The 14010-nt window shown below is 57.5% G+C and carries 11 protein-coding genes; 2 read left to right on the top strand and 9 right to left on the bottom strand.

Annotation, left to right across the window (positions count from 1 at the left end):
* Positions 1-10 precede the first annotated feature (10 nt).
* Entirely contained in the window at positions 11-955 is a 945-nt protein-coding gene (locus tag DCS96_RS01115) for a nuclease-related domain-containing protein (protein WP_116472543.1), read from the bottom strand.
* A gap of 479 nt (positions 956-1434) precedes the next feature.
* Between DCS96_RS01115 and DCS96_RS01105 the strand changes: the two genes are divergently transcribed.
* Positions 1435-2556: a hypothetical protein gene (locus DCS96_RS01105; protein ID WP_116472541.1), complete on the top strand. Its 1122-nt coding sequence runs from the start codon at positions 1435-1437 to the stop codon at positions 2554-2556.
* Between the two features lie 176 nt (positions 2557-2732).
* Here the strand turns inward: DCS96_RS01105 and DCS96_RS01100 are convergent, their stop codons facing one another.
* The 8 genes from DCS96_RS01100 to DCS96_RS01065 form a co-directional block, all read right to left on the bottom strand.
* Positions 2733-4751, bottom strand: coding sequence for a TonB-dependent receptor (locus DCS96_RS01100; RefSeq protein ID WP_198649893.1), 2019 nt, complete (start codon positions 4749-4751; stop codon positions 2733-2735).
* A 202-nt stretch (positions 4752-4953) separates the two neighbouring features.
* Complete coding sequence (locus tag DCS96_RS01095) at positions 4954-6003, bottom strand: DUF2235 domain-containing protein (RefSeq protein WP_116472540.1); 1050 nt, start codon at positions 6001-6003, stop codon at positions 4954-4956.
* 92 nt (positions 6004-6095) lie between these two features.
* Complete coding sequence (locus DCS96_RS01090; protein WP_116472539.1) at positions 6096-6668, bottom strand: hypothetical protein; 573 nt, start codon at positions 6666-6668, stop codon at positions 6096-6098.
* 209 nt (positions 6669-6877) lie between these two features.
* On the bottom strand, positions 6878-7348 hold the full coding sequence (gene bfr / locus DCS96_RS01085) for a bacterioferritin (protein ID WP_116472538.1): 471 nt from the start codon (positions 7346-7348) through the stop codon (positions 6878-6880).
* Positions 7349-7360: 12 nt separating this feature from the next.
* Positions 7361-7825 carry a bacterioferritin gene (gene bfr / locus DCS96_RS01080; RefSeq protein ID WP_116472537.1) on the bottom strand — a complete coding sequence of 155 codons (465 nt, stop codon included), beginning with the start codon at positions 7823-7825 and terminating at the stop codon, positions 7361-7363.
* A 288-nt stretch (positions 7826-8113) separates the two neighbouring features.
* Positions 8114-9091, bottom strand: coding sequence for a calcium/sodium antiporter (locus DCS96_RS01075; RefSeq protein WP_116472536.1), 978 nt, complete (start codon positions 9089-9091; stop codon positions 8114-8116).
* A gap of 396 nt (positions 9092-9487) precedes the next feature.
* Positions 9488-10978 (bottom strand): CoA-acylating methylmalonate-semialdehyde dehydrogenase, encoded by a 1491-nt coding sequence (locus tag DCS96_RS01070; protein WP_116474478.1) that lies wholly within the window; start codon positions 10976-10978, stop codon positions 9488-9490.
* Between the two features lie 187 nt (positions 10979-11165).
* Positions 11166-12512 (bottom strand): aspartate aminotransferase family protein, encoded by a 1347-nt coding sequence (locus tag DCS96_RS01065; protein WP_116472535.1) that lies wholly within the window; start codon positions 12510-12512, stop codon positions 11166-11168.
* Between the two features lie 556 nt (positions 12513-13068).
* Between DCS96_RS01065 and DCS96_RS01060 the strand changes: the two genes are divergently transcribed.
* Entirely contained in the window at positions 13069-13992 is a 924-nt protein-coding gene (locus tag DCS96_RS01060; RefSeq protein WP_116472534.1) for a LysR family transcriptional regulator, read from the top strand.
* Positions 13993-14010: the final 18 nt, after the last annotated feature.

The raw sequence follows: 14010 nt of genomic DNA, 5'->3' as shown, positions 1-14010 counted from the left end.
ACTTCCGAATTCAATAACTTTTGAGTGGCCGTGATGCTATGCGGTCTACTCGCTCACGATCCACATCCTGCACTCGCTGAATAATTTGGTGAGTGATGGCTTGAACCTGCCCGAGCTCAAGTTGTCCGACATACAACTTGGGCAACTGCTTGGACAGCTGGGCAGCATTCATGACATAAGGGGAAACCGTACTTTGTTTAAGCTCCACAAACCAGCCGGGCAATACAAGAATACCAGCTACTGGAACATCAAAACCTGTGGCATTACTCAGCCATGTCTTCACAGCTTTAACATTACGCCTTGTCTGTACAATAGGTTCACGCTCGACATGCCTAGGAAAGTGCAGCACATCACCTTCTACTTGAACCTTAAACTGCTTGCTGCCATTATCAAGTGGTTTTGACCTTCCTTTGGTTTCAATAACAAAAACACCCTTCGGGCTGACTACCAAGTGATCTATATTGAAACCCTCAAAAGGTATATCGTGAAAAACACGATAAGGGCGGTCAGCTGGTCGCACAACCTGTTCGAGCTCTTGCCCTACAGCTATCTCACACGCATAACCTAAGCGAAGGTAACCTAACTTTTTTATCTGTTTAAATAGCTTACGCGCATAGTAAGCAAGACCAATGATTATTATTAAAATAACCATCAACCAGCTGGTGAGGGTAAACGTCTGATCCGCCATCTTTACCTGAAGAAAAACAAACATGGGCACAATAGCCGTTAACACAGGGATCATCATTAGACATTCCACCAGATCCCATTTCATATCATCTATCTTTTGCTGTAGCGAGAACCCCGGTACACGAAGAAGATCTGTAGTAAGTGGGCTAACTCTGCTACGAGCCTCTCTTTTCTTAATGTATGTCACAATGCTTAACAAAATAAACATGGGAACGACCAAAAGAGCAAGAGCCACCCCAACGAAATAAACTGATAACAATCCATTCATATTAAACCCTCACCACACCAATTTTATTATTAATTTAAAGAATATTGAGTATAGGCACATCCACATTAACAAGTTTTCACTTGAGCATTTAATAGCTGCATTTAATTGTAAACTAATGAGTTATAATAAAAAGCCGCCATCAATAAATGGCGTTTTTTTTGTCAGCTCGGGTCAGTGTTCCGGCGGACGCTCAATCGGTGCTGTTAATGGCCTGTGCCATGCCGGGCTGGCGGGCGTCCAGCCTGAGCTTGAAGGGGGCCTAGATAAGCGCGCCCACCAGGAGCAGACTCAGATAGCCGATCAACAGATAGAACAAGGCTACCAGTTGGGTAAAGCCGGCAAAGTTGGCCACAAAGCCCGTCGCCAGGGTGATGAGGCCTAGCAGCCCACTGTTTCCAAACCAGAATACCGTTAACGGTTGTAGACTCGGCGCAAACCGGATATACCCTTGGCCATGGAGTGATATTGGTGGTGAACCTGTGAAGAAGCTATTTATGATTTGTGGCCTGGCCCTGTTGCTGGCGACGGTGGCCAGTGTGGCCGTCCACCCGGTTCCCATTGAGCAGAAACTGATACAGATCCGGGCCGGCGATGTGCTGGAAGGGTTTCCCGGCATTAAACAAGAGTCACTCAGGGTTCAGGCGGTGTTGCTGGATCTAGCCGATGACCCGTTGCTGCTGGTGAAGGCGCAGGCGGCGTTTATCCGTTATCCGGCCATGGCCCGCAAGGTATTTTCGCGCTACGGCCAGGAGCCTGAATTTCAGGAGATTCTTGGACGCTACGGGGAAACGATTCTGCCGCCGATCCATCACTTTATGACCCGGCCAGTCCAGACCATCGAGCTGATAAACCAGGCGGATCAGGGCTACCAGGCCATCAGGCAATTCTTTGCCGGCTCCCAGGAAAGTGCCAATACCACAGATTCGGCTCCGTATCAGCGGCTGACTCCGGAAGAACGTGGCTGGTATGCCATCAACTTCATCAAGCGCGAAGGCCATGATTTTCTCGGCCAGTTTGTGGTGGACGCCCAGGGGGAAACCCAGTGGATTGTGTCCGAACGCATGCTGGAAGGGCTGAACCAGTTTTTTACCAGCGGCATTCGCAGCCTGGAAACCAAATACCGCGCCGGTGAAGCGCTCACCGCCGCCGATATCGGCTGGGCATCGGTCGATGTGCTGGTCTTATCAAGTGCCGTGAAAGTGCTGCATATGGGGCGTACTGCCGCGGTCACCACCCAGGGCGCCAGCCGAGGCGCCCGTTCGGCGGCCCTGGCTGCCCGGGTTAGCCAGGGCGGGCGTATGGTGCTGACCAGTGCCCGCTATGCGAAATGGCCCCTGATTGTCGGTGCCGGCTACCTGGTGGTGACACACCCCAGTATTGTCAGTGACGTGCTCGCCGGTGTCGCCGATGTGCTGGGCTTCCCCGTGCTGGCCGTGCAGCTTGCCGGATGGCTGTTGCTGCTGATCCCGGCACTTTACCTCGGCAGCTGGCTGCTTTGGCTGTTTGGACCGCTGCTTATGGGATTGTTACGGGCGGCTCACTTTATACTGGCCAGGCTGAGTGGCCGGGTTCGTCGTGATTCACGATATGGAGCCTGGTGAGATAAGGAAGCGCAGCGAGTACCGACAATAAGCGCATGGCCGGGTTCGGCCCGACAGGTGCAGGGCGCGGTGAAGCGAACCTGTTCGCACCGGTCTTCAGCCATGGTAAAGAAGCGGGGCACCTGGCCCCGTTCTGTTTATTGAGTCTGGATAATGGATGGCAACAACAGCCGGGATCACAGCTGGTAACGGTAGCTGAGCATCCACTGGGCCGGGGCCCCGTAACCCAGCTGGTGCATGCCGCTGCCGCCGGAGGTGGTGCCCAGTATGTATTTCTCGTTGAGCACGTTGTCGATGTTCAGTTGCAGGGTATGGCGCTGCTGCCAGCTGTAGGCGGCCATCAGATCCACCTTGGTGTAATCGCCCAGCTCTACCGCCTCGTCGTTGCCGGCAAAGCGGTTGCCCACGTACTTGACGCCGCCGCCCACCTTCAGGCCGAAATCGGTCTGATAGCTGGTCCACAGGGAGAACAGGTGATCAGACACGTCATTGGGACGAAACCCGCTTTCCCTATCTTCCGCCTCCAGGTAGCTGTAGCCGGCGGCGATATTCCAGGCATCGGTGATCTGACCCCGGGCTTCCAGCTCCAGGCCCTGATGGCGGAATTCGCTGCGGGCAATCACTTCCCCGTCCGGGTTGGTTTTGGGCTGCTGTTGATCGATACGGAACAGGGCACCGTGCAGCATCAAACGATCTTCAAACAGGAAGGATTTAACCCCCAGCTCGCGTAAATCGGTACGGAAAAACTGGGCCAGCGATGGGTTGATATAGATGCCGCCGTAGGGCAGCTGCCAGGAACGCCCCCAGCTGCCGTAAAAGGAGAGCTGATCGTTGAGGGTATACACCAGCCCCAGTCGCGGGCTCAGCTTGCTGTCGTCATTGGCACTGCTCTGGCCACTGCTGGTTTCCTGCTCCAGGGCCATGCGGTCATAACGCATCCCGCCCAGCAATGACCAGGGTCCCAGGGTGACCACATCCTGCAGGTAGTAGCCCAGGGAGTCGGTTCGATTCTCCCGCGAGGGAGTAAAGCCCGGGTTGGCGGTGTCCCGGCTGACCGGGTCGAACAGATCCTGGCTGGGGGCATTCAGCTTGCTCAGGGTGAAATCGCGCTCGAATTCGTTGTAGTCCACCCCCATCAACAGCTGGTTATGGTCGGTGTTCCAGACCAGCTCCGATTGCAGGGTGGCACTGGTTTGGGGATCAAAGCCGAAGTTGTTGACCGTCTGCGCCAACTGATCACCGGATACACTCGCGTTGCGGGTTCCCTTCTGCTCCAGGGTAATGCGGTTATAGGCGGCGCGGTTGATCCACTCCCAGTCCTCGGCCAGTGCCAGCTTGTGAGTCAGTGCCAGGCGCTGGCTGTCCGCTTCCTGCAAATCGTTGCGGGCCCCGTAGTAGGTTTCTACCGGTACATCCACCGGCCGACCATCCACCGAGGGAACCCCGCGATAGGGGGTGACCTCCTGGTGCAGGAGCTCCAGATCCAGATCCAGGGTATGCTGCTGCCCCAACTCCCAGCGTACCGTGGGGGCGATAAAGTAATCGCTGTAGTCCACCTCATCCACATGGCTGTCGCCTTCGCGCCATTCCAGGTTGATGCGGCCATTCAGGGAATCGCTCAACTTGCCGCCCGCGTCCAGCCGGCTGCCCAGGCGGCTTTCACTACCCGCACTCAGGTTCACATCCAGCACATCCCGACCATCGGCCCGCTTGCTGATCAGGTTGATGATGCCGCCGGCCGAGCCCCGGCCATAGAGCGCGCCGGCCGGCCCCTTCACCACTTCCACCCGCTCTATGTTCGCCAGGCTGCGGAAGGTCTGGAAACCGCCGTCGTCGCGCAGACCGTCCCGGTAGGTATCGTTGAGCGCATCGAAGCCGCGAATCACGAACTGATCCCGGCTACCCTCCCCCAGGGTATTGTTGACCCCGGCCACCCCTTCCAGGGCATCCACCAGCCTGATGGCCCCCTTGTCCTGCATCTCCGCCCGGGACACCACAGACACCGACTGGGGCACCTGTTGCCAGGCCAGATCGGTCTTGGTGCCGGAGGTGGGCGCGTACTCGGCGTATCCCTGATATAACTCGGCCTCCACCAGCACATCGTCGAGAGTGTAGACGGAGTCGGCCATAACGGTAACCGGCAGGCCACAGGCCAGAGAGACAGCAAGGGCAAGAGGGCTGAGTTTGGGCATCATGTTCAAATCCATTTCGCAACTGCATTAATAAACGTAAGTGCGAATAAGAACAAATATCATATTCACAATCAAGAATATTTATTCCCAAATGGAACCTTTTCATCAACAGCAGTTCATCCCTAGCGGTGAAAGCCGGGTTATCCGCAACCCACACCCTGTCCCCACCATGTCTTCACCCGGACTAATTTCGGCCTGCCCGACATCAGTCCGGCGGGTTCAGTCCGGCATCGGTCAGGGTACGCGGACGGTAACCGGCTACGCTTTTCCAGCGGGTCCAGACCGAGGCATCGACCGTGATGCCGATGGCACGATTGCCCTCATGATCCCGGTCGAGCCGTCGATAATGACGGCCATCGCCGGCATGAAACCAGCCTCGATAGCAGGCATAGGCGCCGCCGATGAAATCGCTAAAGGAGTCATGGGGCTGAGTCTGATGGGCGTCGACCGCCGGTGTAAAGGGCTCCAGCTTCAGTCCAGCTGCGACCGCCTTGTCCTGTAGCCAGCTCAGAGACAAATCCGCCAGGGGATCCGTGCCGTAGCCGCCGCCGACATTGGCATGGGCGCCGATAAACCAGCGTTGCTCTACCTCTATTTGTTCGGGTTTCTTGAGGCCGTCGGCGCTGGTCCAGGGCACCGCATCATAGGCGGCCCTGTGTTCGTCGAGAGCCATGGCCTGATATGCCCGCTCGACCACCTTCGACAGCTGGGTGTCATGCCAGCAATAGAGGCCACGTTCTGAGATCAGGGTGCCCGGCACACCCAGGGCCCCCACTGTGTCCCATACCCCGAGCAGGTGGATGCTTATTTCCCGGCTGTAGCTGGCCCGGAACTGCCGACACTGTATTCCATCGGGCGCGGCGTGTTTGTTGCGATACAACCGCTCGGCGGCGGCCAGGCCGGCCGGGGTGATGATATGCAGCAGGCCACATTTGCGGATCATGCCCACCATGCTGCGGGCGGTGTAGGCGCCCCGGCTAAAGCCGAATACCCAGACTTCATCTCCCGGCCGATAATTCCGGGCCAGCCAATCATAGCCCTGACGCAGATTCCTGCTCAGTCCCGCACCGAATACGCCCCCGGCCAGCCGGGTCAGGGCCGCTGTGCCCACCCCGGGATCGTAGAAAAAGCGCTGCCGCCGTTCGCCGTCAAACGGGACTATGCTGCGTGCCAACCGCACCACATTGGTATTGTCCTGGGGATCGTTCCAGGTACCGTCAAACAGTACGATCAGGCGCTGTCGATGATTAGACATATCCAGACTCCCGGGTTGAAGTGAGATTAAGGCTTCATCTAAAAGCACGGGGCACGCTATGGCATGCCCGAACCGGGGCTCTCCACCCCGGACTATAACGGCTGCTGCTCCATATAGGCGGCATGGGCAAAGGTCAGCTTAAGGCGATGTCCCGTCGATGCCTCAACCGAATGTTTGCCTTCCAGCGACATGCCGGCCAGCTCGACGTCAATTCCCCCTTCCAGGGTGCGTCGCACCTCAAGCCCGGCTTCCACATTCAGGGTATGCAACTTGAGGAACCGCTTGCCATCGATGGCCGTAACCGCGGCAATAACATAATCTGCAATGTCATGTCCCGTACTCCTCCCCGGGATCCGGACGCTGTCTGCGGCAGGGATTAATTCGAGCGTCAGGGTATTGGCGTGGGTGGTGGCCTTGCCGGCACCACCAGCCAGCACCAAGGCGGCACTGCCATCGGCTTTTCTTCCCGCCGTGGTAGACAGCTGTATCTCGGCACTCCGGAAGGGCGGCAGGGAACTGCCGGCTGTTCTCTTGTCTATTTCATTGATGGCGATCTGGATTTCATCGAGCAGGCTGCTCACCGCTATATTGGTTTCTCCGGGGGTCTGCAGGCTGGAACAGGCAGAGATGAGCAACATGAAGGCGGCAATAATGAGCTGTTTCATCTTTGTATATCCCGTCTGGATTGAGTTGCATCGGCGGCAACAGGTCCGTCACTTACTGACTTGCAAATCCATTTGAAACTCTATTTTGGATGCCAATCGATAAAAACACCAATTTGGGGCGCCGGAGGAAGATCCGAACCGCTGCCAAGCTGCTGTGCCCCTGAAACGAAAAACCGCCTTGACGGCGGTTTAAAAAATGCGAGGGATGTTCAGCCCATCTGGGATTGCAGATAATTCTGCAGGCCGACCCTGTCGATCAGGCCCAGCTGTTGTTCCAGCCAGTGGGTATGATCGTGCTCGGTATCTTCCAGCAATACCTGCAGCATGTCCCGGGTCTGGTAGTCCCGCTCCTGCTCACACAGGGCCATGACATTGCGCAGATCCTCAATCACCTTGTATTCCAGATCCAGGTCACTCTGCAGCATGGCGGGGACGTCCTTGCCGATATTCAGCGGCACCCGGGTCACCATGTCGGGGGTGCCTTCCAGAAACAGGATGCGCTCGATCAGCTTGGAGGCATGCAGCTTCTCGTCTTCGAATTCGTGATCGATGCGATCAAACAACTTCTTGAATCCCCAGTCATCGTACATGCGGGAATGAATAAAATATTGATCCATCGCACTCAGTTCACCGGCCAGCAGCTCGTTCAGGGCCTCGATGATTTTCTGGTTACCTTTCATCCGAATATCCTCTTATATCTGTGACTGCTGATAGTTCTGAATACCCACCTTGCCGATCAGGCCCAGCTGGGTATCGATCCAGTCGAGATGACCTTCTTCATATTCTTCGATTTCGGTGAGCAGCTCGCGGGAAACATAATCCCTGACCGACTCGCAGTAGGCGATGGCTTCCTTCAGCACGGTCAGCTGCTCTTCTACCTGCTGATAGTCACACTGCAGCATTTCTTCGGTGGTTTCACCGATACGCAGCCGGTTCAGGTGTTGCAGGTTCGGCAGCCCTTCAAGGAACAGGATCCGCTCGATCAGCTTGTCGGCCTGCTTCATGTCCTTGATGGATTTCTTGTATTCGCGCTCGTTCAGCGCCTGCAGGCCCCAGTTCTTGAACATGCGCGCATGCAGGAAATACTGGTTAATCGATGTCAGTTCAATTCCCAATACCTGGTTCAGATAGCCAATAACTTGCTTATCGCCTTGCATAGATCCCCCTCTCGTTTCAGCCCGCTATGATAGGCGTCGCGACAGGTTTTTTCAAATCAAACTAAAACTTAAGTTACTGATTTTCTTTGAATAACGTAGTAATAATAAGAACGGGTATTATTTGGGTCATGGCTACGCGAACCAGGAATTGGGATGCGAACCACCACTCTGGGGGAAGCGGCGATATCTCCCCAGGGCCGGGCCTCCCACATATCGCCGCGGGGTCGCGCCTCCCACAAAGACCATTGCCGATTTTGGGCTTGTTGTGGGTGGCGCGCGACCATCAACTTATACCGCCGCCAGCACTTCCCTGGCCAGCCAGCCGCTATAGGCCACATAGGCCAGCAGTAAAAACGCGCCCTCGAAGCGGTTGATACGTCCCTGACGGCCCTTGAAGCCGTAGCCCAGTACAAACAGCGACAGGGTCAGGCCGCCCATCACCATGAAGTCTCGGCTGATCACTTCGGGCGCCACCGCCAGCGGGCTGATGGCACCGGCCAGACCGACCACCGCCAGGGTGTTGAACAGGTTGGAGCCGATCACGTTGCCGATGGCCAGGTCGTGTTCGTTCTTGCGGATCGCGGCGATGGACGAAGCCAGCTCCGGCAATGAGGTGCCGATGGCCACTATGGTCAGGCCGATGATCAGATCACTCACCCCAAAGGCCTGGGCAATATTCACCGCCCCCCATACCAGGATGCGGGAGCTGACAATCAGCAGCAGCAAGCCCACCACCAACCAGAACAGCGCCTGCTTGAGGGTCATCAGGTTGTCATCCAGCTCCTTGAGCTCATCGGCGGCCATGGCATCATTACCGTCACGCATGCCCTGCATGATGCTCCAGCCCATCAGCAGCACAAAAACGCCGAGCAGGATAATCGCATCCAGCCGGGTCAACATGCCGTTCCACACCAGCGCCAGAGACAGCAAGGTGATCAATATCAGGATCGGCAGTTCCTTGCGCAGCACCTGAGAGTGCACGGCAATCGGGCTTATCAACGCCGTTACCCCCAGAATCAACCCGATATTGGCGATATTAGAGCCATATCCGTTACCCAGAGCCAGACCCGGATTGCCTTCCAGCGCCGAAATAATCGATACCACTATCTCCGGTGCCGAGGTGCCAAAACCGACAATCACCATACCGATCAACAAGGGCGGCATACCCGCGTAACGGGCGGTGGCCGAGGCGCCGTCGACAAAGCGGTCGGCACTCCATACCAGCACGGCCAGGCCGAGCACAATGGCGGCAATGGACATCAGCATGGGCAACCTCCGGTAACGGCGGCATGGTTTGCAAACAGAAATTTCACAGCTGTGGGTAACATAATGGCTCTTCAGGGCGGGATAACCGATACCAGAGACAAACCCACTTCCCGCCCGGCGAGTGAATCTGCCTCAGGTCTCATCAATCCAACAGGACACAACTGCCATAAGCCTTCGGCTTAGAGATTGTTGACAGCTGTTTCGGCGGGCGCCGAAAGATTACTCCCCCAAGAGGCGAGTATTTTGACAGTTTGCTCCGGTGATGGAAAGGGGTAAGGATTCATCACGACGAGATTGCCGGGCCAATGGGCGGCCCGGCCTCGGGGCGATGCGCTGTTCAACAACACATTGCGGCAAGCTCGCCCCTCCCACAGGAATCGTTCCCACAGCGTGCGATCACATGCTCGGAAAGGCAAAATCAGAGGCCTGATGACTGGCTCGCTCCGGCCATTTCTGGGTAATGGTCTTGCGGCGGGTATAGAAACGTACCGAATCGGGGCCGTAGGCGGCCAGATCACCGAACAGCGAACGTTTCCAGCCGCCGAAGCTGTGGTAAGACACGGGTACCGGCAGCGGCACATTAACACCGACCATGCCCACTTCTATTTGGTCACCGAACAGCCGGGCGGCTTCGCCATCGCGGGTGAAGATACAGGTGCCGTTGCCGTATTCATGGGCATTGATAAGCTCGATGGCGGCTTCCAGGCTGGCCACCCGCACCACGCACAGCACAGGCCCGAAGATCTCTTCCCGGTAGATGCTCATCTCGGGCGTGACCTTATCGAACAGGCAGCCGCCAAGGAAATAGCCCTGTTCATGACCGGGCACCAGCAAGCCCCGGCCATCGACAGTCAGCTCGGCGCCCTGCTCCACCCCGGCCTGGATATAGCCTTCTATCCTGGTCAGCTGCTCAGAACTTATCACCGGGCCCATATCCAGCCCCTGCCGGGTGCCCGGACCGATTTTCAAGGCATGGATCCTGGGTTCCAGTTTGGCGATCAGCGCATCGGCCACCGTATCGCCCACACACACCGCCACCGAAATCGCCATGCAGCGCTCGCCGCAGGAGCCGTAGGCGGCGCCCATCAGCGCATTCACCGCATTGTCCAAATCCGCATCGGGCATAAATACCGCATGGTTCTTGGCGCCACCCAGCGCCTGTACTCGCTTGCCATTGGCCGTGCCCTGGGCATAGATATATTCGGCAACCGGGGTCGAACCGACAAAACTGATGGCCTTCACCTGCTTATGGGTCAGCAGGGCATCCACCGTTGACTTGCCGCCATGCACCACACTCATAACCCCATCGGGCAAGCCCGCCTCTTTCAACAATTCCGCCACCAGCAGCGAAGCTGAGGGATCCTTCTCCGACGGCTTTAGAATAAAACAGTTGCCGCAGGCAAGGGCCATGGGATACATCCACAAGGGCACCATGGCCGGGAAATTGAAGGGGGTAATGCCCGCCACCACGCCCAGCGGTTGAAAGTCGGACCAGGCATCGATACCGGGCCCCACATTGCGGGTATAATCCCCTTTCAGCAGCCCGGGCACGCCGCAGGCGTATTCCACGTTTTCTATGCCCCTCAGCAGCTCGCCCCGGGCATCTTCCAGGGTCTTGCCGTGCTCCTCGCTGATAAGCGCACAGATATCGTCGGCCCGCTCTTCCAGCAGTTGCTTGAAGCGGAACATCACCCGTGCCCGCTTGGCCGGCGGCGTGTCGCGCCAGGCGGGAAATGCCGCCCTGGCGGCCGCAACGGCCTGTGCTACCAGGGCTTCATCGCCCATGAAAACCTGGCTGGTTACCTGGCCGGTAGAGGGGTTGTACACATCCAGCAGCTCACCTTGCAGCTGCTGTTCACCCTTGATCAGGTGGCCTACCTTTCTCATCTTGTGGTCCTTTTGCTTGTTAATCTTGAAAATATTTTGCCTCACACTCGCATAGCTGCCGGTTACGAAGAGGGACGGCATAATTCCCTAAGCCAACCGTCGATGGCATGGATGCCATCGCTGAGCTACACGGATGTACTTGCTGCGTGTTGGCGTGGGGTTATTCCATCCCGATAGACAGCTGCCGCTATGACTGAGCCTTGATGGTAGTCGCCACCGCATTAAACAGCTGTTCCAGCTCGTCGGGGGTAGAGATAAAGGGTGGGCCAAACTGCAGGCAGTCGCCGCCGAAGCGCACATAGTAGCCCTGCTTCCAGAGCGCCAGCGCCAGCTCCATCGGCCGACGCACCGGCTCATTCGGATAGGCGGCCAGCTGCACGGCACCGGCCAGTCCGCAGTTACGAATATCCACCACATGGGGCAATCCCTTGAGCCGGTGGATCTGCTCCTCGAAATGAGGCATCAGGGAGCGCACCCGGGCCGGCATGTCTTCTGTTACCAGGACATCCAGCGACGCCATGGCTGCGGCACAGGCCACCGGGTGGGCGGAATAGGTATAACCATGGGCAAACTCGGGCAGATAGTCGGGACCCGGTTGCTCCATAAAGGCCTGATAGATGTGTTCCTTGGCAATCACCGCACCCATGGGGATCACACCGTTGGTCAGCTGCTTGGCCACATTGATAATGTCCGGTACCACGCCGAAGGCATCGGCGCCGAACATGGCCCCCATGCGCCCGAGACCGGTGATGACCTCGTCGAAGATCAGCAGGATATCGTGCTGATCGCAGATCTCCCGCAGCCGTTGCAGATACCCCAAAGGCGGCACTATCACCCCGGCGGAGCCGGCCATGGGTTCGACGATCACCGCCGCTATATTGCTGGCATCATGCAGCTCGACCAGTTGTTGCAGGTGGTCGGCCAGGCTCGCACCCTGGGCAGGCTGGCCCTTGCTGAAGGCATTTTCCGGTAGCAGGGTATGGGGCAGATGATCCGCATCCAGCAGCTGACCATAATGCTTGCGGTTGCCGCCGATGCCCCCCAGGCTGGTGCCGCCCACGTTGACCCCGTGATAGCCTCGGGCCCGGCCGATCAGCCTGGTTTTTTCCGGCTTGCCCCGGGCGCGCCAGTAGGCCCGTGCCATCTTCAGCGCGGTGTCGGCACATTCCGAGCCCGAGTTGGTAAAAAACACCCGGTTCAAATCCGCCGGTGCCAGCCCGGCGATTTTTTCGGCCAGCTCAAAGGCCAACGGATGGCCCACCTGGAAGCCCGGCGCATAATCCAGGGTATGTAGCTGGCGGCTGATGGCCTCGTTGATTTTGGCATGTTGATGTCCCAGGCCGGTGCACCACAAGCCCGACAGGCTGTCGAACAGCTTGTTGCCGTCGGTGTCGGTAAACCAGGCACCCTTGGCCTCGGCAATTAAACGGGGAGCGGCCTTGAACGCCCGGTTGCCGGTGAAGGGCATCCAATAGGCGTCCAGGTTAAGCACCTGGGCCCGCTCCTGTGCAGATGGGGTAATCATGGTGTTCATCACTGCTCCTTGGTTATGCTCACTGTCGGCACCAGTACCGGCTGATGTCGTTATTTTGCGACCGGAGTTAGTCTTGATAAATTTAAACTTAATTAACCAAAGTTAAGCAGATACTTAACTTTTAACGCTTTCCTCAAACTCCAGCGTCGGCTCCGAGATGCTTGATGGCCCGGTGGCCATATCGCCGCGAGGTCGCGCCTCCCACAGTAAATCTGAAGATCTTCGATAGCCTGGTAGCCATATCGCCGCGGGGTCGCGCCTCCCACAGTAAATCTGAAGATCTTCGATAGCCTGGTAGTCATATCGCCCCGGGGTCGGACCTCCCACAGTAAATCTGAAGATCTTCGATAGCCTTGTGGTCAACCGCCCCGGGGCGGGCCTCCTACATAGACAATTACCGATTCTGGGCTGGCTGTGGGAGCCGCGATCCTTGTAGAAGGGGCAACCCCGCCGCGATGGTATCTGAAGCTATTCAAAGGACTGGTGACCTCCTGTATAGAGGAAGCGCCAGTTGGTCTGATAAGCTAGGTCACTCGATTCTTTAGGGAACGGCGCAATGGCGGAAGGAAAAAAGGCGGCCTTGGCTCAGGTCAGCGATTTTGAATTGAAATTGCTCAAGGTGTTTCGCACCGTGGCGGCCTGCGGTGGCTTTTCGGCAGCGGAAGTCAGCCTGGGTATCAGCCGGGCGGCGATCAGCATGCAGATGGCCGACCTCGAAAGCCGCCTGGGGTTAAAACTGTGCCAGCGCGGCCGGGCCGGGTTTGCACTCACCGACGAGGGCCGGCAGGTACTGGAGGCAAGTGATCGTCTGGTCGGTGCCATCGAGAATTTTCGCTCCGAGATCAACGGCCTGCACAAGCATCTCAGGGGCGAGCTGGCGATCGGCATTACCGACAACCTGGTTAGCCATCCGGGCATGAAAATCACCCATGGCCTGGCCGAACTCAAGGCCCGGGGCCCCGAGATCAGGCTCAATGTGCATATGCAACCCTCGGACGACATAGAGATAGGCGTGCTCGACGGCCGGCTCAATATCGGGGTGGTACCCCGGATCCGTGAGCTGCCAGGGCTGGAATACCTGCCCCTTTACGAAGAGGCCTCCAGCCTCTATTGCGCCGCCCATCATCCGCTGGCGACCTGCCCGGAGCAGGAAATAGATGAACAGACACTGACCCGCTTCGAACTGGTCATCCCGAGCTTTGCCCAACCGACCGAAGCCCAGGCACTGTATCTGGCCCACCCCAGGGGCGCCCGGGCCAATGATCGGGAGGGCATCATGTTTTTGCTGCTGACCGGCTGCTACCTTGGCTATCTGCCCAACCATTATGCCCGCCCCTGGGTGGAGCAAGGTCGGCTCAAAGCCATCTGTCCCAGCACCCAGGGCTTTACCACTTCCTTCTGCGCCATCACCGCCCGCAGCCGCCGCCCCAACCTGGTACTGGATACCTTCCTCGATACCCTGCATCGGCATCAGCGCTGATCACCACGCCTATGGATC

The sequence above is a fragment of the Zobellella maritima genome (assembly GCF_003075035.1).
In the GTDB taxonomy this organism is placed as follows: domain Bacteria; phylum Pseudomonadota; class Gammaproteobacteria; order Enterobacterales; family Aeromonadaceae; genus Oceanimonas; species Oceanimonas maritima.
This window is presented reverse-complemented; position numbering and strand designations above follow the sequence as displayed.